The 20,132-nt window shown below is 65.8% G+C and carries 15 protein-coding genes; 14 read left to right on the top strand and 1 reads right to left on the bottom strand.

What is annotated here, in order from left to right; translation table 11 throughout:
* Nucleotides 1-71: 71 nt before the first annotated feature.
* The 14 genes from D3877_RS13230 to D3877_RS13165 all read left to right on the top strand — a co-directional run bounded on the left by D3877_RS13230 (nt 72) and on the right by D3877_RS13165 (nt 17,807).
* Entirely contained in the window at nt 72-1,376 is a 1,305-nt protein-coding gene (locus D3877_RS13230) for an MFS transporter (RefSeq protein ID WP_119832425.1), read from the top strand.
* A gap of 121 nt (nt 1,377-1,497) precedes the next feature.
* Nucleotides 1,498-2,454: an L-threonate dehydrogenase gene (ltnD, locus tag D3877_RS13225; RefSeq protein ID WP_119831264.1), complete on the top strand. Its 957-nt coding sequence runs from the start codon at nt 1,498-1,500 to the stop codon at nt 2,452-2,454.
* A gap of 66 nt (nt 2,455-2,520) precedes the next feature.
* On the top strand, nt 2,521-3,309 hold the full coding sequence (otnI, locus tag D3877_RS13220; protein WP_119831263.1) for a 2-oxo-tetronate isomerase: 789 nt from the start codon (nt 2,521-2,523) through the stop codon (nt 3,307-3,309).
* A gap of 5 nt (nt 3,310-3,314) precedes the next feature.
* Nucleotides 3,315-4,610: a 3-oxo-tetronate kinase gene (gene otnK / locus D3877_RS13215; RefSeq protein ID WP_119832424.1), complete on the top strand. Its 1,296-nt coding sequence runs from the start codon at nt 3,315-3,317 to the stop codon at nt 4,608-4,610.
* A 247-nt stretch (nt 4,611-4,857) separates the two neighbouring features.
* Nucleotides 4,858-5,583, top strand: coding sequence for a DeoR/GlpR family DNA-binding transcription regulator (locus D3877_RS13210; RefSeq protein WP_119831262.1), 726 nt, complete (start codon nt 4,858-4,860; stop codon nt 5,581-5,583).
* A 318-nt stretch (nt 5,584-5,901) separates the two neighbouring features.
* Nucleotides 5,902-6,897, top strand: coding sequence for a deoxyribose-phosphate aldolase (gene deoC / locus D3877_RS13205; protein WP_119831261.1), 996 nt, complete (start codon nt 5,902-5,904; stop codon nt 6,895-6,897).
* Between the two features lie 4 nt (nt 6,898-6,901).
* Nucleotides 6,902-9,286, top strand: coding sequence for an aldehyde dehydrogenase family protein (locus tag D3877_RS13200; protein WP_119831260.1), 2,385 nt, complete (start codon nt 6,902-6,904; stop codon nt 9,284-9,286).
* A gap of 45 nt (nt 9,287-9,331) precedes the next feature.
* A complete protein-coding gene (locus tag D3877_RS13195; RefSeq protein WP_119831259.1) occupies nt 9,332-9,787 on the top strand; it encodes an RbsD/FucU family protein in 456 nt (151 codons plus the stop codon).
* 5 nt (nt 9,788-9,792) lie between these two features.
* Entirely contained in the window at nt 9,793-10,731 is a 939-nt protein-coding gene (rbsK, locus tag D3877_RS13190; protein WP_119832423.1) for a ribokinase, read from the top strand.
* Nucleotides 10,732-10,738: 7 nt separating this feature from the next.
* On the top strand, nt 10,739-11,611 hold the full coding sequence (locus D3877_RS13185; protein ID WP_119831258.1) for a carbohydrate ABC transporter permease: 873 nt from the start codon (nt 10,739-10,741) through the stop codon (nt 11,609-11,611).
* A complete protein-coding gene (locus D3877_RS13180) occupies nt 11,608-12,636 on the top strand; it encodes a carbohydrate ABC transporter permease (RefSeq protein WP_119831257.1) in 1,029 nt (342 codons plus the stop codon). The genes D3877_RS13185 and D3877_RS13180 overlap by 4 nt, the downstream gene beginning before the upstream one ends.
* A 38-nt stretch (nt 12,637-12,674) precedes the next feature.
* Entirely contained in the window at nt 12,675-14,132 is a 1,458-nt protein-coding gene (locus tag D3877_RS13175; RefSeq protein WP_119832422.1) for an extracellular solute-binding protein, read from the top strand.
* 99 nt (nt 14,133-14,231) lie between these two features.
* Nucleotides 14,232-15,341 (top strand): ABC transporter ATP-binding protein, encoded by a 1,110-nt coding sequence (locus D3877_RS13170; RefSeq protein ID WP_119831256.1) that lies wholly within the window; start codon nt 14,232-14,234, stop codon nt 15,339-15,341.
* Nucleotides 15,342-15,851: 510 nt separating this feature from the next.
* The gene (locus D3877_RS13165) at nt 15,852-17,807 is read left to right on the top strand and encodes an MAC/perforin domain-containing protein (RefSeq protein WP_119831255.1); all 1,956 of its coding nucleotides are present in this window, start codon (nt 15,852-15,854) and stop codon (nt 17,805-17,807) included.
* A gap of 59 nt (nt 17,808-17,866) precedes the next feature.
* On the opposite strand, the gene D3877_RS13160 is transcribed toward D3877_RS13165, so the two are convergent.
* Entirely contained in the window at nt 17,867-20,035 is a 2,169-nt protein-coding gene (locus D3877_RS13160; protein ID WP_119831254.1) for an O-linked N-acetylglucosamine transferase family protein, read from the bottom strand.
* Between the last annotated feature and the right edge of the window lie 97 nt (nt 20,036-20,132).

The raw sequence follows: 20,132 nt of genomic DNA, 5'->3' as shown, positions 1-20,132 counted from the left end.
ATTCAAATTTGACTCTGGCGGCGGCGAAAGGGCGACGCAACGCCCGCAGGAAAAACCCCTTGGAGGAAACGATGTCGCAGCAAGTGCTGGCGGCGGACGGCCCGGTTGAAGCCGTCGAGACGCGCGCCTACCGCAAGGTGTTCTGGCGGATCGTGCCGTTTTTGATGCTGTGCTATGTGGTCGCCTATCTCGACCGCGTGAATGTGGGCTTCGCCAAGCTCCAGATGTCGCAGGCGTTGGGCTTCAGCGAAACGGTGTTCGGGCTGGGGGCGGGGATCTTCTTCCTCGGCTATTTCCTGTTCGAGGTGCCGAGCAACCTGATTTTGCACCGGGTCGGCGCGCGGCTGTGGATCGCCCGCATCATGGTGACGTGGGGCGTCATTTCCGCCGCCTTCATGTTCGTGGATTCGGCGGAAATGTTCTACGCCCTGCGCTTCCTGCTGGGTTTGGCCGAGGCGGGCTTTTACCCCGGCGTGATTCTGTATCTGACGCAATGGTATCCGTCGAACCGTCGGGCCAAGATCATCGCGATCTTCATGTCGGCGATCCCGGTGTCGGGCATCTTCGGCAACCCGCTGTCGGGTTGGATCATGGACAGCTTCAACCAGAGCCATGGTCTGGCGGGCTGGCAATGGATGTTCCTGATCGAAGCGGTTCCCGCCCTGCTGATGGGCGTGGCCGTCTTCCTCCACCTCGACAACTCGATCAAGGATGCGGCGTGGCTGGAGGATGACGAAAAGGAGCTGCTCGCCCGCAACATCGAGGCGGACAGCCGGACCAAGCAAAGCCCGCAGACCACCGCCGCCACCTTCAAGGATGGCCGGGTGTGGCTGATGTGCCTGATCTACTTCACCTTCGTCATCGGTCAGTATGGCTTGACCTTCTGGATGCCGTCTCTGGTCAAGGCGACCGGCGTGGTCGGCAATTTCAACATCGGGCTTATCAGCGCCATCCCCTTCCTGTGCGCCGTGGTGGTCATGATCCTGTGCGGTCGCAGCGCCGACCGGATGCGCGAACGTCGTTGGCATCTGGTGGTTCCCGCTCTCTGCGGCGCGGTCGGCTTCATCGTTGCGGCGACGGCGACCAGCACGCCGCTCGCCATCGCCTGCCTGTCGGTGGCCGCCGCCGGCGTCATCACCTGCGCCCCGCTCTTCTGGTCCTTGCCCACCGCCTTTTTGACCGGAACCGGCGCGGCGGCGGGCATCGCCATCGTCAATTCGGTTGGCAATCTGGCGGGGTTCGCCGGTCCCTATCTGATTGGCGCGATTAAAGATTTCACCGGCAGCACCGCGTTTGGCATGTACGCGCTGGCCGCCGTGCTGGTGATCGGCGCGGGCGCCGTCCTGACCGTCCCGGCCAAGCTGGTCAATCGCTGAGGGTCCTCCCGCGCGCTGGTGCGCGAACCTTGGGCGGGACGCCGCGCCGCCGTGACATCGACCCGGCGTCCCGCCCCTTTTTTCGCGCGTCTGGCGCGGTTGCCATCCAACTGGAGTGTGAATGATGAGTGTTTCGTCCAACGCCGCGCCCGCCGGGGGCAAGGCCGCCGTCATCGGTTTGGGATCGATGGGGGTCGGCATGGCGCAATCGCTGCTGCGGGCTGGGTTCCGCGTCGTCGGCTGCGACGTGACCGCCGCGAATGTCGAGCGGCTGGTGGCTGAGGGCGGTCACGCCGCCGCCAGCCCGGCGGAGGCGGCGTGCGACGCCGACGTGGTGGTCTGCGTCGTCGTCAACGCCGACCAGACCGAAACCGTGCTGTTCGGCCCGGCGGGCGCGGCGGAGACGATGGCGGACGGCGCCGTTTTCCTGTCCTCGGCCACCATGGCGCCGGAGATCGCCCGCCGTCTGGCCGACCGGCTGGAAGCGACCGGGCGGCTCTATCTGGACGCGCCGATCAGCGGGGGCGCGGCGAAAGCGGCGCAGGGGCAATTGACCATCCTCGCCTCCGGCTCGCAGGCCGCCTTCGCCAAGGCGCGCCCGGCGCTCGACGCCATGGCGGGCAAGCTGTACGAGCTGGGCGAGTCGGCGGGGACCGGCGCCGCCTTCAAGATGGTCAACCAGCTTCTCGCCGGGGTCCACATCGCCGCCGCCTGCGAGGCGATGGCCTTCGCCGCCAAGCAGGGGTTGGATCTGGGCAAGGTTTATGAGGTCATCACCGCGTCGGCGGGCAATTCCTGGATGTTTGAGAATCGAGTGCCGCACATTCTGGCCGGGGATTACCGGCCCTTGAGCGCGGTGGAGATTTTCGTCAAGGATCTGGGCATCATCCAGGACATGGCGCGCAGCGCGCGCTATCCCGTTCCGGTGGCCGCCGCCGCGTTGCAGATGTATCTCGCCACGGCGGGGGCCGGGATGGGGCGGGACGATGATTCGTCGCTGGCCCGCATCTACGCCGCGCTGTCCGGCGCGGTTCTGCCCGACGCCGCCAAAACCAGCGCCCAAGACGCCGCCGTTTAAGACGCCGCCGTCTAAGACGCTGACGCCTGAGACCGCCGCCAAAGCCGACAAGAGGCCGTGACCGCCATGCCCATCTTCGCCGCCAACCTGACCATGATGTTCAATGAATGGTCGTTCCTGGACCGCTTCGACGCCGCCGCCGACGCCGGATTCCAGGCCGTGGAGTATCTGTTCCCCTACGACCATCCGCCCGACGCGGTCGCGGCGCGGTTGCGGCGCAACGGTTTGACCCAGGCGCTGTTCAACATGCCGCCCGGCGACTGGGCGGCGGGGGAACGCGGGCTGGCGGCCTTGCCGGAGCGGTTCGCCGAGGTTCAGGCCGGGGTTGAGACGGCGTTGCGCTACGCCGAGGCCACCGGCTGCCGCCGTCTGCATCTGATGGCGGGTTTGGCCGATCCGGCGGACCCGGCGGCGCGGGCCAGCTACCGCCGCGCCGTGATCCACGCGGCGGACGCGCTGGCCGAACGCGGCCTTGATCTGCTGCTGGAGCCGATCAACGGGCGCGACATGCCCGGCTATTTCCTGAACGATTTCGCCGCGACCGAACGGCTGATCGCCGACCTCGACCGCCCGAACGTCAAGCTTCAGTTCGACCTGTACCACCGGCAGATCCTGCATGGCGATTGCACGATGGCGCTGCGCCGTTTGCTGCCGATCACCGGCCACATCCAAATCGCGTCGGTCCCCTCGCGCCATGAACCGGCGGGGGAGGAGTTGAATTATCCCTTCCTGTTCGAGGAGCTGGATCGGCTGGGCTATGCGGGTTTCGTCGGCTGCGAATACCGCCCGCGCGCCGGAACCCTGGCCGGTCTGGGCTGGTTCACGCCCCAGCGCTCCACCGGCGCGGGGGAGTGACGGCGATGACCGTTGGAACAACCCTGGCGCTTGGCTGCGTCGCCGACGATTACACCGGCGCGTCCGACCTCGCCAACACCCTGACCCGCGCGGGTTTGCGCACCGTTCAGACCATCGGCGTGCCCGCCGACGGGTTGGAGCTGCCGGAGGTGGACGCGGTCGTCGTGTCGCTGAAAAGCCGCTCCATCGCGGCGGACGCGGCGGTGGCCATGGCGTTGGACGCCCAGCGTTGGCTGGCGGCGCGCGGCGCAGGCCACACGCTGTTCAAAATCTGCTCGACCTTCGATTCGACCGATCAGGGCAACATCGGTCCCGTCACCGACGCGCTGCGCGCCGCTTGCGGCGGCGGCCCGGTGTTGGTGACGCCCGCCTTCCCGGAAACCGGGCGCACCGTTTTCATGGGACATCTGTTCGTCGGCAGCCAACCGCTGCACGAAAGCCCGCTGAAGGATCACCCGCTGAACCCGATGCGCGATTCCAATCTGGTCCGCGTGCTGGCCCGCCAGTCGCAGGCCGGGGTCGGGTTGATCGACCGCATGACGGTGGCGCGCGGCGCCGACGCGGTGCGGGCGCGGCGGGACGAATTGGGCGCGACGGGGCAGGGCGCCGCCATCATCGACGCGGTGGCCGACGCCGATTTGGCGATCATCGGCGCGGTGGCGCTGGACGGGCCGCTGTCCACTGGCGCATCGGGGTTGGGGCTGGGCCTCGCCCGCGCGCTGGTCGCGTCGGGGCGCGTCCGTCCGGCGGAAAACGGCGTGGCGGACGTCGCCCGTCCGGTTGGCGGTCCGGCGGCGATCCTGGCGGGAAGCTGCTCCAAAGCCACGTTGGAGCAACTCGCCGCAGCGGAGGCGCTGTATCCGGTCCTGCGCCTGGACACCGACGCGCTGCTGGACAACCCCACCGCCGAAGTCGCCCGCGCGCTGGCCTTCGCCGACGCGCGTCTGAGCGCTGGGCCGGTCGTCATCGCATCCAGCGCCACGCCGGAGCGCGTCGCCGCGCTGCAAGCCCGCCATGGCCGGGAAGCGGTCGGCCACCGCGTCGAACAGGCGTTGGCGGACATCGCGGCGGGCCTGACCGAACGCGGCGTCCGGCGTCTGGTGGTGGCGGGCGGCGAGACGTCCGGCGCCGTGGTGGATCGGCTGGTCGTTCCGGCCTTCCTGGTCGGCCCGGAAATCGCCCCTGGCGTGCCGGTTCTGCGCGCCGCCGGTCTCGCTGGCGGGGACCGCTTGATGGCCCTGAAATCAGGCAATTTCGGCGGGCGGGATTTCTTCGCCAACGCGCTGGCGCTGATGGGATAGCCGAGGGGCGTCGTTCCCAAGGCGCGTGACACCAGACAGGCCGCCGGGCGCGCGACGCCCGGAGGCGAGGGATGCGAATCAGGACGATCCCCATCAATCGGCGTCAATAACACCAAATGTTATAAAATGGACAGTTTCTGTTGACATCAAGCCGTCTCGGATCCCACTCTGAAAGCGCCCATGGACGGTCTGCGGAGTGCGGATCGTTGATTCCATGGTGGTAAGCGCTGGGAGACGCGTCGCGATCATGTCGAACCGCAGAGCGGAGCGCGCCATTCTTTTGGCCGAGGTTCTGGCCAAACGTGGCGTGCTGCGTCTTCGCGAGGCGGCGGAGATGCTGAATGTGTCGGAAATGACCGTCCGGCGCGACATCGCGTCCGACCCTGACCGTTTTGCGTATCTGGGCGGTCACATCGTCAAAGCTGGCGACATTGGCGGCAGCCAGAATTATGAAATCGATCAAGAGGCGGGCAGCCATGCCGAGGCCAAGCTTCGCGCCTGCGCCAACGCAGGGCGGCTGATCGAACCGGACGACACGATTTTCATCGATTGCGGCACGACGCTGGTTCATCTCATCGACCAGATTCCCGATGATTTTTCCATCACGGCGATCTGCTATTCGATGAATGTGGCGGAACGCTTGATCCGCAAACCCAGCGTCCGCCTGATTCTGCTTGGCGGCCTCTATCACCCGGTGTCGGCCTCCTTTTCCGGCGGGGAGGCTGGCGAGACGCTCAGTCGCTTTGGCATCAACAAGGCGTTCCTGTCGGCGGGCGGCGTTGACGCCGCGCGCGGCGTCAGCTGTTCCAATTTTCACGAAGTGGCGATCAAGCAAAAGGCCATCGCCAGCGCGTTGGCCAGCTATCTTGTGGTCGACACCAGCAAGATCGGGCGTCTTCGCCCCGCTTTTTTTGCCCAACTCACCGATTTCCACGCCATCGTCACCGAAGAGGGCGTGCGCGCCACGCGGTGATCGCCTTCTGTGGCGTTTCCATCATGTCCTGACTGAATAAGCGGTTGCGCGGCTTGGCGACGTTTGCCGAGGCGCGCCTGCGCGCCGCCGGTCAGTAATGTTAAAATAATAACAAAAGTGACGTGCGAGCGCAAAATTCCTTGACGATCCTAACATTGTCCTTCAGTGTTCAATCTGTTCGTTGAACGAACGAAGCACCCAAAGACCCGACCAAGGCCAAGCGCGTGGGTTGGAGCGAGGCCCGCGCCGCGCGGCCTTGAGCGCCCTCCATGCCGTCCGGTGTTCGGCATCTCTTGTTTCGACGTCAGGAGGCGTCTCATGACTCATCTTGCGCTCGCTTCGGACGTTCGGTCCGGTGACGCCCATCCCGCGCGCAATGGCGGAATCCCGCTTGATTTGTCCTGGGTTCAGGATGTTCGGATCAATCTTTCGGCGGCGGAACGCCGCGTGGCCAGCCTGCCCGGACGCCGCTCCGTCAAGAAGGACGCGCAAGCGGCGTGGCTGTTGAAGGCCGTCACCTGCATGGATCTGACGACGCTGAACGGCGACGACACGGCGGAACGGGTCAAGCGGCTTTGCGCCAAGGCCCGTTCGCCGGTTCGTCCCGATGTGCTCGCCGCCCTTGGCATGGCCGAACGCGGCGTCACCACCGGCGCGGTCTGCGTCTACCACCGTTTTGTCGCGACGGCGGTGGACGCTCTGGCCGGAAGCGGCGTTCCCGTCGCCGCCGTGTCCACCGGCTTTCCCGCCGGTCTGGCGCCGCACGACGTCAAGCTGCGGGAGATTGAAGCGTCGGTGCGCGACGGCGCCGCCGAAATCGACATCGTCATCACCCGCGAACACGCGCTGACCGGCAATTGGACCGCGCTGTATCAGGAGATGCGCGATTTCCGCGCCGCTTGCGGCAACGCCCACGTCAAAGCGATTTTGGCGACGGGCGATCTCAAGACTCTGCGCAACGTCGTTCGCGCCTCGCTGGTTTGCATGATGGCCGGGGCCGACTTCATCAAGACCTCGACCGGCAAGGAGGGCGTCAACGCCACCCGTCTGGTGACGCTGGCGATGATCCGGGCCATCCGCGACTACCACGGCCGCACCGGCGCCATCGTCGGCTACAAGCCTGCCGGCGGCATTTCGACGGCCAAGGACATCCTCGACTATCAGATTTTGATGAAGGAGGAGCTGGGCCGCCCGTGGCTGGAGCCGACCCTGTTCCGCATCGGCGCGTCGAGCCTGCTCGCCGACATTGAACGGCAACTCGAACACCATGTGACAGGCCGCTATTCGGCCTTCAACCGTCACCCGATGAGCTGAGACCATGAACGTCGCACGGTATTTCGACGAAATGTCCTACGCCCCCGCCCCTGAATCCGACAGCGAGGCGCGCGCCTGGCTGAAACGTCACGCCGAGGGCTTTCATCACGTCATTGGCGGCGCGCTGGTTCCGCCGACCGACGGCGCCCGTTTCGACACCATCGCCCCCGCCACCGGCGAGGTTTTGGCGAGGATCGCCCAGGGCGACGCCGCCACCGTCGCCGCCGCCGTCGCCGCCGCGCGCAAGGCGCAAGCGCCCTGGGCCAAGCTGGGCGGCCATGGCCGCGCCCGCCATCTCTACGCGCTTGCCCGCGCGGTTCAGCGTCACGCCCGGCTGTTGGCCGTGGTGGAGGCGCTGGACAATGGCAAACCGATCCGCGAGACGCGCGACATCGACGTGCCGCTGGTCGCCCGCCATTTCTACCACCACGCCGGTTGGGCGCAGCTTCAGGAGCGCGAATTTCCCGACCATGGGCCGGTCGGCGTGATCGGCCAGATCATTCCGTGGAATTTTCCGCTGCTGATGCTGGCCTGGAAGATTGCCCCCGCCTTGGCGCTCGGCAACACGGTGGTGCTGAAACCGGCGGAGTTCACGTCTTTGACGGCGCTTCTCTTCGCGGAAATCGCCGCCGACGCCGGTTTGCCGCCGGGGGTTCTGAACATCGTGACGGGCGACGGCGCGACCGGCTCGGCGCTGGTCGCCCACCCCGATGTCGACAAGATCGCCTTCACCGGCTCGACCGAGGTCGGGCGGATGATCCGCGCCGCCACCGCCGGGTCGGGCAAGTCGCTGACGCTGGAGCTTGGCGGCAAATCGCCCTTCATCGTGTTCGACGACGCCGATCTCGACGGCGCGGTCGAGGGGGTGGTGGACGCCATTTGGTTCAACCAGGGGCAAGTCTGTTGCGCCGGGTCGCGGCTGCTGGTGCAAGAGAGCGTCGCCCCGGTCTTCCTCGACAAGCTGAAGCGGCGGATGGCGACGCTGCGGGTGGGCCATCCGCTCGACAAAACCATTGATCTCGGCGCCATCGTCGCCCCGGTCCAGTTGGAGCGGATTCAGCGGCTGGTGGCCATCGGGGTGGCCGAAGGCGCCACCTTGCACCAAGCCGATGTGGAGCTGCCGCAAACCGGCTGCTTTTATCCGCCGACCTTGTTGAGCGGGGTGCAGCCCAGCGCCACCGTCGCCTGTGAAGAGATCTTTGGCCCGGTGGTCGTGTCGATGACCTTCCGCACGCCCGACGAGGCCGTCGCGCTTGCCAACAACAGCCGCTATGGGCTGGCGGCCAGCGTGTGGAGCGAGACCATAGGCCTTGCGCTGGACATCGCGCCAAAGCTTCAGGTCGGCGTCGTGTGGATCAACGCCACCAATCTGTTCGACGCCGCCGTCGGGTTCGGCGGCTGCCGGGAATCGGGCTTTGGCCGGGAAGGCGGGCGCGAGGGCGTTCTGGAGTATCTCAAGCCGAAAGCCTGGACCGGACGCAAGCCGCGCGTGGTCGCCGCGCCGCCAACGGCGCGGCGCGTGGAGCAACGCTTCGCCACGCCGACGCTTGATCGCACCGCCAAGCTGTTCATTGGCGGCAAGCAGGCCCGACCGGACGGCAATCACTCCCGGCCCGTGCTGTCGCCCAAGGGCGTTCGGCTGGGCGAGGTCGGGGAAGGCAACCGCAAGGACATCCGCAACGCCGTGGCGGCGGCGCGCGCGGCGGACGGTTGGTCGCGGGCGACGGCGCACAACCGCGCTCAGATTCTCTATTATCTGGCGGAAAACCTGTCGGCCCGCGCCGACGAGTTCGCCGCCCGCATCGCCGCCATGACCGACGCCCCGCCCGCCAAGGCGCTGGCCGAGGTGGAGGCGGCGGTCGCCCGCCTGTTCAGCTATGGCGCGTGGGCCGACAAGTATGAAGGGACTGTTCACACGCCGCCCCTGCGCGGCGTCGCCCTGGCCCTGAACGAGCCGATTGGCGTCGTCGGCGTCGTCTGCCCCGACGAGGCGCCGCTGCTCGCCTTCATCAGTTTGGTCGCCCCGGCCATCGCCATGGGCAACCGCGTGGTCGTGGCGCCAAGCGAACGCCACCCGCTGGCCGCCACCGACTTTTATCAGGTGATGGAAACATCGGATCTGCCCGCCGGCGTGGTGAACATCGTCACCGGCGCGTCCGCCGATCTGGCGAAAACGCTGGCCGAGCATGACGACGTCGACGCGCTGTGGGTCTTCAACAGCGCGGAGGTTTCGGCGCTGGCCGAACGTCTGTCGGTCGGCAATCTGAAACGGACGCTGGTCGACAACGGGCTGCTGACCGATTGGCACGACCCGGCGGCGGCGGAAGGCCGGATTTTCCTGCCCCACGCCGTTCAGGTGAAGAATGTCTGGATTCCCTACGGCGAGTGAGCCGCCGAATCGCAACCGTTCCACGCCAAGACAGGAGGACACGCCTTGCTCAAGACCCTCGACCCGCTCCTGAACGCCGATGTGCTCTACGCCTTGAAGGCGATGGGGCATGGCGACCGGCTGGTGTTGTGCGACACCAATTTCCCGGCGGACTCCATCGCCCGGCAGACCGCGCTTGGCCGGTTGCTGCGCATCGACGGGGTGTCGGCGGCCCGCGCCGCCCGCGCCATCCTGTCGGTGATGCCGCTCGACAGCTTTGTCGATGACGCCGCCGCCCGGATGGAAATTGTCGGCAGCCCCGACGAATTGCCCCCGGTCCAGCAGGAGTTGCAACGCGAAATCGACCACGCCGAGGGCCGCTCCTGGCCGTTGGTCTCGGTCGAACGCATGGCCTTTTACGAGCAGGCCAAGCGCGCCTATTGCGTGATCGCGACCGGCGAGACGCGCTTTTACGGCTGCTTCCTGTTCACCAAGGGCGTCATCCCGCCGACGGCTGAGTGACGGACATGACGACCACGGACAACAGCGCGCGCATCGCCATTTTGGGCATTTTCGTCGCCGACGTCGCCTTTCTGGCCCCCCGGCTGCCCAAAATCGGCGAGACCATCGCCGGGTCGGGCTTCGCCATGGGGCCGGGCGGCAAGGGATCGAACCAAGCGGTCGCGGCGGCCCGCGCCGGTGGGGCGGTGACGTTCATCTCCAAGATCGGACGCGACACCTTCGGCGACATGGCCTTGGCCGCCTGGGCGCGGGAAGGCGTCACGGCGCGGGCGCCGCAATCGGCCACCGACCCCACCGGCGCCGCCTTCATCTATGTCAACGACCAGACCGGCGAGAACGCGGTCATCGTCTATCCCGGCGCGGCGGCCACCCTGTCGCCCGCCGATGTGGACGAGGCCGCCGCCGTGATCGAGGCCGCGCGGGTGTTCGTCACCCAGCTTGAGCAGCCGGTCGCCGCCGCGCGGCGCGGGTTGGAGATCGCCCGGCGGGCGGGCGTCACCACCATTTTCAACCCAGCCCCGGCGGAGCCGGTCCCCGAGGCGATCTATGGCCTGTGCGACTACATCGTGCCGAACGAGACCGAGGCGGCGGCGCTCACCGGCTTGCCGGTCGACACGCTCGACGACGCGCGACGGGTGGGCGACGCGCTGTTGGCACGCGGCGTGGGAACGGCGTTGATTACGTTGGGCGGACGCGGCGCGCTGTTTCACAACCGGGATCGGTCGATCCATCTGCCCGCGCTGTCCGCTGGAACGGTGATCGACACGACCGGGGCGGGCGACGCCTTTGTCGGCGGATTCGCCGCCGCTCTGGCGCGGGGCGAGGATCCGGTCGCGGCGGCGCGTTTTGGCGGCGCGGTCGCCGGAATTGCGGTCACGCGGCGCGGCACCGCCCCGGCGATGCCGACCCGCGCCGAGGTTGACGCCTTGTTGGCGAAGGCGTGACACGGCGATGCGCAACGACCCGATCAAGTATTTTTTCATCTGGCCCGCCCTGCTGGTGGTGCTGGGCGTGTCGATCTTTCCGCTGATCTACTCGCTGACCACGAGCTTCATGAGCTTCCGTTTGGTGCCGCCGACGCCGTCGCGCTTTGTCGGCATCGACAATTACACCAGCCTTTTGCAGAATCCGCGCTTCTGGAACGCGATTGGCACCACCAGTTTGATCGCCTTCCTGTCGGTCGCCTTGCAGTATGTCATCGGTTTCACCATGGCGCTGGCGCTCAACGCGCGGGTTCCCGGCGAAAAGCTGTTCCGGGTCGGCTTTCTGCTGCCGATGCTGATCGCCCCCGTCGCCGTCGCGCTGATCGCCCGCCAAATGTTCAACCCGACCATGGGGCCGCTCAACCATCTGATGACGCGTTTGGGCTTTCCCAATCTGCCTTATCTGACCGAAACCCCGTGGGCGTTGGGCGCGATCATCGCCGTCGAGGTTTGGCAATGGACGCCGTTCGTCGTGCTGATGCTGCTGGCCGGTCTGCAAACCCTGCCCCATGACGTGTATGAGGCGGCGGACATCGAAAACGCCACGCCATGGCAACAATTTTGGGGCATCACCTTTCCCATGATGCTGCCGGTGTCGGTCGCCGTGGTCTTCGTCCGCATCATCGAAAGCTACAAGATCATCGACACCGTGTTCGTCATGACCGGCGGCGGGCCGGGCGTGTCCACCGAAACCCTGACTTTGTTCGCCTATCAAGAGGGCTTCAAGAAGTTCAACCTGGGCTACACGTCGGCCCTGAGCTTCCTGTTCCTGATCGTCATCACCGTGATCGGCGTCGTCTATCTGGCCATCTTGAAACCCTATCTGGAGAAATACCGATGAGCGCCCGGGGTCTCAAGGGCGGCGGGCGGCTGCTCGCCTTCGCCGGTTGCCTGATCTGGTTCGTCCTGACCATGTTTCCGCTCTACTGGATCGTCATCACGTCCTTCAAAACGCCGGTGTCGGTGGTCGATGGCCCGACCTATCTGCCCTTCATTGATTTCGAGCCGACCTTGAACGCGTGGCGGGATCTGTTTTCCGGGAATCGCGGTCAATTCTCCTCGACCTTCCTGGCCTCCTCGCTGATTGGGGTGACGGCGGCGGTGATCGCCACGGCCATCGGCGCGATGGCGGCCTACGCGCTGGTTCGTTTCCCGTTCCGGGTTCGGCTGGGGTCGGCGATCCTCTTTTTCGTGGTCGCGTTGGGCGGGTATCTGGCGGGCACTCTTTGGTTTGGCTTGCCGCGCGCTCCGGCGATGCTCGACGCCTTCGCGGCGGCCCTGCTTTTGTCGGTGTTGGCCAACCGGCTGCCCTTGCCGGGTCCGGTGCTGGGCAACGACGACATCGTGTTCTGGTTCGTCAGCCAGCGCATGTTCCCGCCCATCGTCGCCGCCTTCGCCCTGTTCCTGATGTACACCGAGTTCGGGCGCATGGGGTTCAAGATGGTGGACACCTATCTCGGGCTGACGCTGGCCTATGTCGCCTTTTCGCTGCCGATCGTCGTTTGGCTGATGCGCGATTTCTTCGCCGCCTTGCCGATCGAGGTCGAGGAAGCGGCGATGGTCGACAATGTCCCCTCCTGGCGGATCTTCACCGACATCGTCGTTCCGATGACGATGCCGGGTTTGATCGCCACCTTCATGATCACCCTGGCTTTTGTTTGGAACGAGTTCCTGTTCGCCTTGTTCCTGACGACCTCCAAATGGCAGACGCTTCCCATTCTCGTCGCCGGTCAGAACAGCCAGCGCGGGGATGAATGGTGGGCGATTTCTGCGGCGGCCCTGATCGCGATCATCCCGATGATGGTCATGGCGGCTCTTCTCAGCAGGTTGATGCGGTCCGGCCTGTTGCTTGGCGCGATCAAATGACCGCTCCGTTCCAAAAAATCATCCATGGGAGTGAAACGATGAAATCCTGGCTTCTCGCGACGACCACCGCCGTCACGCTGTCCATCGCCGGTTCCGGCGCGGCCATTGCCGCGTGCAGCCCTGATTACTCCAAAGTCACGCTGACCGTCGCCGCCCAGACCGGCCCCTACATCGCCTCGGCCCTGAAGATGGCGGGCGACGAATGGACCAAGAAGACCTGCGGCAAGGTCAACGTCGTCGAATTCCCCTGGTCGGAGCTGTATCCCAAGATCGTCACGTCGCTGACCTCGGGGGAAGACGCCTTTGACGTGGTGTCCTTCGCCCCGGCCTGGACGCCGGATTTTGCCGACAGCCTGTCGGAAATGCCCGCCGCGATGCGCCAGGGAGCCGATTGGGACGACATCGCGCCGGTGTATCGCGAACGCTTGATGGTGTGGAACGGCAAGACCCTGTCGCAAAGCATGGACGGCGACGTCCACACCTACACCTACCGCATCGACCTGTTCGAGGATCCCAAGGAAAAGGACGCCTTCAAAGCCAAATACGGCTATGAGCTGGCCATTCCCAAGACTTGGAAAGAATACACGGACATCGCGGAATTCTTCACCCGCCCCGACAAAAATCTGTGGGGAACCGCCGAGGCGTTCCGCCGGGGCGGGCAACAATTCTGGTTCCTGTTCAGCCATGTCGCCGCCTACACCAACCATCCGAGCAACCCCGGCTCGATGTTCTTCGATCCCGACACGATGGCGGCGCAGGTCAACAATCCCGGCTGGGTGCGCGGCCTGGAAGAATACATCCGCGTCTCGAAGCTGGCCCCGCCCAACGCGCTGAACTTCTCCTTTGGCGAGGTCAACGCCGCCGTGGCCGGTGGGCAGGTGGCGGAATCCATCGGTTGGGGCGACACCGGCGTGATCGCCGCCGATCCCAAGCAGTCGAAGATCGCGGGCAAGGTCGGCTCGGCGATCCTGCCCGGCTCGAACGAGCTGTACAATTACAAGACCAAGCAGTGGGACAAATTCGCCGAGGTGGTCTATTCGCCCTTCATGGCCTTTGGCGGCTGGCAGACGGCGGTTCCGGCGACCTCGACGAAAAAGGACGCGGCCTGGAACTACATTCAGTTCGTGACCAGCCCGGCGGTGTCCGGTCTGGCCGCCATCACCGGCGGCACCGGCGTGAACCCCTACCGCGCCTCGCACACCAGCAATCTGGCGCTGTGGTCGAAGCTGTTCACCGACCGGGAGGCCAAGGAGTATCTTGGCGCGCAAGCGGCGTCGATCGCGGCCAAGAATGTGGCGCTCGACATGCGCCTTCCCGGCTATTTCTCCTACACCGAAGTGTTGGAGATCGAGTTGTCGAAGGCGCTCGCCGGGCAGGTCACGCCCAAACAGGCGTTGGATACGGTGGCGACGGAATGGAACCGCCTGACCGACGAGTTCGGGCGTGACAAGCAACGCGTCGCCTACCGCGCCGCCATGGGGTTGGCGGCGAAATAACCGGAGCGGGGATATCCGTTCACGCAAACCAAGGCCCGCAAGTTTCCGCCCCGACCGGCCTGGTCGGGGCGGAGGCCGCGAACAGAGAAGAAACCCGTCATGTCCCGAGTCAGTCTGAAGTCGATCACCAAGTCATTCGGCGACCACAGCGTGATCCCGCCGCTTGATCTTGAGATTTCCGATCGCGAGTTCGTCGTGCTGGTCGGCCCGTCGGGCTGCGGCAAGACGACGACGCTGCGCATGATCGCGGGTTTGGAGACGGCGACGTCGGGAACCATCATGATTGGCGACCGCGACGTGACCGACCAGCGCCCCGGCTTGCGCAACTGTTCGATGGTGTTCCAGAATTACGCGCTCTACCCGCACATGACCGTCGCCGAGAACATCGGCTATGGCATGAAGGTGCGCGGTCTTCCCAAGGAGGACATCGCCGCCGCCGTGACGGAGGCCGGGCGCATCCTGAATCTCGGCCCCTATCTGCACCGCAAACCGCGCGAATTGTCGGGCGGTCAGCGCCAGCGCGTGGCCATTGGCCGGGCCATCGTGCGCAAACCCGACGTCTTCCTGTTTGACGAACCGCTGTCCAATCTGGACGCCAAGCTGCGCATCGAAATGCGCACCGAAATCAAATCGCTGCACCGTCGGCTGGAAACCACCGTGGTGTACGTCACCCACGATCAGGTCGAGGCGATGACGATGGCCGACCGCGTGGTGGTGATGAACGCGGGCCGGATCGAACAGGCCGCCGACCCGATCACCCTCTATGAAGCGCCGCGCAACCTCTTCGTCGCCGCCTTCATCGGCTCTCCCAGCATGAATTTCCTGGACGGTCATTTGGCGACCGGCCCGGAAGGGCCGCTGTTCCGCGCCGCCGACGGCGTCGCCATCCCGACGCCCTTGCGATCCGAGACCACCAACGGACTGGCCGTCGTGCTCGGCATCCGTCCCGAACACACGGTCGCCGAGGGCCGCGACCTGCCGACCGTCACCTTGAAGGTGCGAGACGTCGAACCGCTGGGACCGCACACTTTGGTCATCGGAACGGTGGGCGGCGCGCCGTTCACCGCCCAGGTTCCGGCGCACGCGCGCATTGAACCCGACGACACCATCCGCGTGCCGATCAACACGGACAAGATGCATCTGTTCCGCAAGGACACCGGCGACGCCCTGTTGAACCAGGCCGGAGTGTTCGGCGGTTCCAACCCCTGACGCAGGGAGCCGCGACGAGCCAGACAAGCGACACAGTGTCTCCCAGAATTGGGGGGAGGCGCTGGATCGTTTTGCAGCCTGCCCAAGCGCCTCAACGCAACAGGCTGACGCGCTTGGGCAGGCCCCAGATTGGAAGCGGTCCTCAAAAAGCTATGCGGGCGCTGCGTCGATGCCTGAGGAATGGGCGTCGCAGGGTAAAATTTAACGGCCCCGGCGTCAGGAAATCAGAACAGCGTTGAACAGCCCGGAGTGGTTTGGTTGGCGAACGACGTCGTTCGTCGCGCGTTCGCATATGTTGGATGGCTCGTCGTGTGTGTCGATTTTTATGATGAGGCCCCTCCTTTGTGTACGACGTGCAACAAACATCTCTTTAAAATAGATTTTTTAAAACAACCTGATTCATTTAAGAACAAGTCGGCATAACTTCTTCCTTGAGGAGATTTTCTATGGGAGTAGATCTCGTGATTGCAATTCATCCATCCATGGAATGTCCTTTCAGGAGCAAACGCGATGTCTGCGACGACTGTTGTTGCCGTAAAGCTTCCGTCCAGTGGCGTTTCCACCCCGCAAAATCAGCTTCCCAATCTGGCGGTATACACAACTCAAGGTTATAATCTGAAGACTGGTGGCTTCGCCAGCGCGGCGGCCTTTGAACAGAGCTTCACCAACGGCAAGACCGCCCAATACACGGTGGATGGCAAGACCGGACCGTATGAAGTCCCCGATCAGATCTTCTATGATCCGTCCCACAACGGCACCTATCAGTCGGTGTCCTCGTCGATCATTCAAAATCAGGCTGACTACAGCAGCTACGTCGCCAATTCGGTGTCGTTGGGCGGCTCCTATGAAATCGCCTCGGTCCAGGCCAGCGCCTCCACCGTCTATTCCCAGAACATCGCGATTTCCAGCAGCCAAACCTATGGTTTGAATTTTGGCGGCGCGGTCGTCTTCTCCGTCGCCCGGAATCTGCCGACCAGCATCCCGGCCAGCGGTTATTTGACCACCGGCTTCGCCGCCGCACTGAACGCCCTGACTCCGTCAAGCAGTCAGGCGGAGTTCGCCGCGTTCTTTGACGAATACGGCACCCATTACCTGAAATCCGGCTGTTTTGGCGGCTCTTACCTGATGGTCAGCTCCATCGAAACCTCAGCCATCAGCACGATGACCTCCTCGCAGGTGTCCACCGCGCTGACCGCCGGGTTCAACGACGTGGTGGCCAGCGGGTCGCTGTCGGTCACGGCGCTGGATCAGACGGGCAGCGCGGTGTCCTCCTTCTCCAGTTCCAGCAGCTTCAGCTTCTTCACCATGGGTGGGCAGCCCGTCACCACCATCGACAGCTTCATCGGCGGAATCTCGTCGGATCCGGTGCTGTTGATGAACCCTTCGGTGGCGCCCAAGGCGGTGGTCGGCCCGATGACCGATCTGATGGCCGCCCCCGCTTCCGCCGCGATGGTCGCCGCTTATCAGCAGGCGTTGTCGCTTTACCTCAATCCGGCGCTGTCGGTGATCGGGCAGCCGACGACGGTGACGTCCGCCACGGTCGTCCAGGCGGAAACCGACGGTGTCCTGTCGGCCTTCGCCTATATGCTGAACAACGGCGACCGTGGGCAATTCACCCTGGCGACCGACAGCAGCCTCAACCCCACCACGATCCAGGCCATGGGGTCGATGCACCAATATTCAGGCAACGGCATCGTCGTGCCGTCGGGCAATGGCGTCACCCCGGTGCGCAAGGGCGATTGTTACAACGTCGTCTACACGCCGACGGCGGGCGAACCGCATTTCGCCGCCGCCTTCACTCCCTTCACCTTTCCGCCTGGGGTGGCGCTGGGCAGTTGGTCAACGCCGATCACCAGCACCGTGGCCAAAACCGTGACGGCGACGGCGGCGACCGATCTGTTCGTCTGCGTCACCCTTCAGGAACAGAATGACGGCGACCGTGGCTATGTGACCGGCTCGATCAACGGGACGCAGGTCGCCGCCGCGTCGATGCATTGGTTCATGACCGACGACATCCACGTTCCCTACGCCAGCTTCATGATGCCGGTGCCGCAGGGGGCAAGCTACAGCGTCGATTACACCCCGACCGCGATCAACCCGCTGGTGACGATCACCACCATCCCGTTGCTGTCGCCGAACGGCCCTCTGTTGCAGGCGCCGGCGTCGCTCAGCGCCAACACCACCTACACCGCGTCGACCGACGGCTTTGTCATCAGCTTCCTCAACGCCGCCGGGCAGGATGGTTCGCGCGGCGTCATGCAGGGCTTTGCCGGCTCCGCCGCCGGTCAACCGGCCTCCACCATGGTGGCGAACAGCTCGGTCCACAGTTACAGCGCCGACGACGTTTATGTTCCCTACAACAGCTTCACCTTCCCGGTGGCGCGCGGCGCCGAATACACGGTGAGCTTCACCAACACAGCGGTCTCGACCGCATGCTCGGTCTTCTGGATCGGCTTGTCGGTTTGACGTGATGGGCGCGGCGCGTTGGCGAGGGGCCTTGTCCCCCGTCGGCGCGCCGCGTTGTTTCAGGACGCCAGTTTTTTCAACGCCTCAGCCAAGGACCCCGCCAGACGGTCTCCGTCGCACAGCGGTCCGGCGGCCATGCGGGCGCGCAGGCTGTTACGCAGCGCGGCCAGCCGCGTCGGATCTGTGGCCCAACCAACCGCCAGATCCACATAGGCGGCCTCGTCCGTCGCGACGCAGCCCTCGACACCAGCGACCTCCAGAAAGGCCAGGGAATGGCGGCTTGAGAAGGTTTCCCCCGGCAGCGTCACCACCGGCACGCCCATCCACAGGGTCTCCAGCGTCGTCGTGCTGCCGGAAAAGGGGAAGGGATCAAGCGCCACATCGACCGAGGCGCACCAGCCCATATGCTCCAGATTGGTGCTGGCCCCGATCATCGTCACCCGATTGACGTCGATTCCGGCCTTGGTCAACCGATCCCGCCACAGGGCGGCGGTGATTGGGCAAGACAGCGCCTTGGTTTTCATCAACAGACGGGAATCGGGCAACTGCGCCAGGATCGCCGCCCAGGCGCGCAGAACCTCGGGGTTCAGCTTGGTCAGAATGTTGAAGTATCCGAACGTGACCGGCGCGCCGGACAGGCAGGGCGGCGGCGTCACGTCGGGGGCGCCGTCGGGCGGGTCATAGGCGATGAAGGCGTCGGGCATGCGCAGGACGCGTTCGCGGTAATGAACCTCCGCCCCGTCGGGGACATGGTGGCGGTCGGCGATCAAGCCGTCCATCGCCGCCATGCCGGTGGTCGCCATATAGCCCGACCAAGCGACCTGAATCGGCGCCGGTTTGCGGGCGAAGACGCCGGGCCGCCCGCGCGCGTTGTGTCCGGCCAGATCAATCAACACATCGGGCCGGTCGGCGCGAATCCGCTCCGCCAGCTCCGCGTCGGACAAAGCGGCGACGGGCGTCCAGCGTTCGGCCACCGCGCGGAAGCGCGCGGTCAGATCGTCGGCCTCGGTCTGGTTGGCGTAGAGGAACAGGCGAATTCCGTGGGCGGGCAGGGCCTCCACCGCGCGGATGGCGAATTGACCGGCGGGGTGACGGCGGAAATCGCCGGACAGGATGCCGACGGTCAGCGGCGGCTCAGCCCCGTTGGCGGGGGTCTTCCGTTTGCCGGTGGGCTTCGGCCAGCCCGCGCGCAGCGGCGCGCCATGGGCGTCGTCCCAGGCGCGGTGCGCGGCCAGAACCCCGGCCAGCGTCACGCCGGGTTGGAAAAGCTGGAGATAGGCGAGGTTGGAGCGGACCTCCGCCAGATCCGGGCGCAGGATCAGGGCGCGCCGGTCGCCGCGTTCGGCGTCGTCGAGCAGACCTTGGGTCTGGCGGACCACGGCGAGGTTGGCCAGCGCCTCGGCCAGATCGGGGGCGAGGGCAAGGGCGATGCTGTAGGCGTCTCCGGCTTCGGCCAGCCGGTTGGCCCTGTGCAGCGCTTCGCCCAACCGCAGCCGGGCGTCGGCCAGATCGGGACAGGCGCGCGCCGCCCGGCGGGCCGCGCCGTCCGCCGCCGCCGCGTCGCCAGCGGCCAGAAACGCCGCCGCCCGGTTGGTCAGCGCCGTGGGGTGGTCCGGTCGCAGGGCCAGGGCGCGGGCCGACGCGGCGTTGGATTCGACCGCCTTGCCAAGCGACAGCAGCAGGGACCCCCGGTTGGCGTGCGCCTCGACAAAGCTCGGATCGTCGGCGATGGCGGCGCGAAACGCCTGGTCCGCTTCGTCCCGGCGTCCCAGCGCGGTCAGGGCGTTGCCCAGATTGAAGCGCGCCTTGGCGTAGCCGGGGCGGCGGGCGGCGGCCTGCCGGTAGGCGGTGACGGCCTCCTCCCGCCGTCCCAACGCGTCGAGCGCGTTGCCCAGATTGTAGAGCGCCTGGGCGAAATCGGGGCGCAGCCGGATGGCCTGCCGGTGGGCGGTCACCGCCTCGTCCAGTCGGCCCTGCGCCTTCAGGGCGCTGCCCAGATTGTCGTGATAATCGGGGGCGCGTCGGTTGCTTTGGATGGCGGCGCGGATCCAGCGTTCCGCCTCGGCGGGCTGTCCGGCCTGGAGATGGGCGACGCCAAGGAGATGGGCCGCGTCGGCGTGGTTGGGGACGGCGTCCAGCACCGCGCGGTAGCCCGCCGCCGCCTCGTTCAGCCGCCCGGCCTGATGGTGGGCGAGGGCCGCCGTCAACACGTCTTGAATCGTCGCCATGGGGGTCTGTCTAACCGCCTCGGTGGTTGCCGCGCCAGCGATTTCCGACGCGGATTTTTCAAAGGGCGTCGCTCGCATGGCGGTGTTTCAACGCGCC

The organism is Azospirillum cavernae (assembly GCF_003590795.1).
Taxonomy (GTDB): Bacteria; Pseudomonadota; Alphaproteobacteria; order Azospirillales; family Azospirillaceae; genus Azospirillum; species Azospirillum cavernae.
The sequence above is the reverse complement of the archived record's forward strand: the minus strand, read 5'-3'. Positions and strand labels throughout refer to the sequence as shown.

What these genes read in the sequence shown, in the direction of transcription:
- D3877_RS13230 (WP_119832425.1), top strand. Translation starts at nt 72, where the DNA reads ATGTCGCAGCAAGTGCTGGCGGCGGACGGCCCGGTTGAAGCCGTCGAG.
- ltnD (WP_119831264.1), top strand. Translation starts at nt 1,498, where the DNA reads ATGATGAGTGTTTCGTCCAACGCCGCGCCCGCCGGGGGCAAGGCCGCC.
- otnI (WP_119831263.1), top strand. Translation starts at nt 2,521, where the DNA reads ATGCCCATCTTCGCCGCCAACCTGACCATGATGTTCAATGAATGGTCG.
- otnK (WP_119832424.1), top strand. Translation starts at nt 3,315, where the DNA reads ATGACCGTTGGAACAACCCTGGCGCTTGGCTGCGTCGCCGACGATTAC.
- D3877_RS13210 (WP_119831262.1), top strand. Translation starts at nt 4,858, where the DNA reads ATGTCGAACCGCAGAGCGGAGCGCGCCATTCTTTTGGCCGAGGTTCTG.
- deoC (WP_119831261.1), top strand. Translation starts at nt 5,902, where the DNA reads ATGACTCATCTTGCGCTCGCTTCGGACGTTCGGTCCGGTGACGCCCAT.
- D3877_RS13200 (WP_119831260.1), top strand. Translation starts at nt 6,902, where the DNA reads ATGAACGTCGCACGGTATTTCGACGAAATGTCCTACGCCCCCGCCCCT.
- rbsK (WP_119832423.1), top strand. Translation starts at nt 9,793, where the DNA reads ATGACGACCACGGACAACAGCGCGCGCATCGCCATTTTGGGCATTTTC.
- D3877_RS13185 (WP_119831258.1), top strand. Translation starts at nt 10,739, where the DNA reads ATGCGCAACGACCCGATCAAGTATTTTTTCATCTGGCCCGCCCTGCTG.
- D3877_RS13180 (WP_119831257.1), top strand. Translation starts at nt 11,608, where the DNA reads ATGAGCGCCCGGGGTCTCAAGGGCGGCGGGCGGCTGCTCGCCTTCGCC.
- D3877_RS13175 (WP_119832422.1), top strand. Translation starts at nt 12,675, where the DNA reads ATGAAATCCTGGCTTCTCGCGACGACCACCGCCGTCACGCTGTCCATC.
- D3877_RS13170 (WP_119831256.1), top strand. Translation starts at nt 14,232, where the DNA reads ATGTCCCGAGTCAGTCTGAAGTCGATCACCAAGTCATTCGGCGACCAC.
- D3877_RS13165 (WP_119831255.1), top strand. Translation starts at nt 15,852, where the DNA reads ATGTCTGCGACGACTGTTGTTGCCGTAAAGCTTCCGTCCAGTGGCGTT.
- D3877_RS13160 (WP_119831254.1), bottom strand. Translation starts at nt 20,035, where the DNA reads ATGGCGACGATTCAAGACGTGTTGACGGCGGCCCTCGCCCACCATCAG.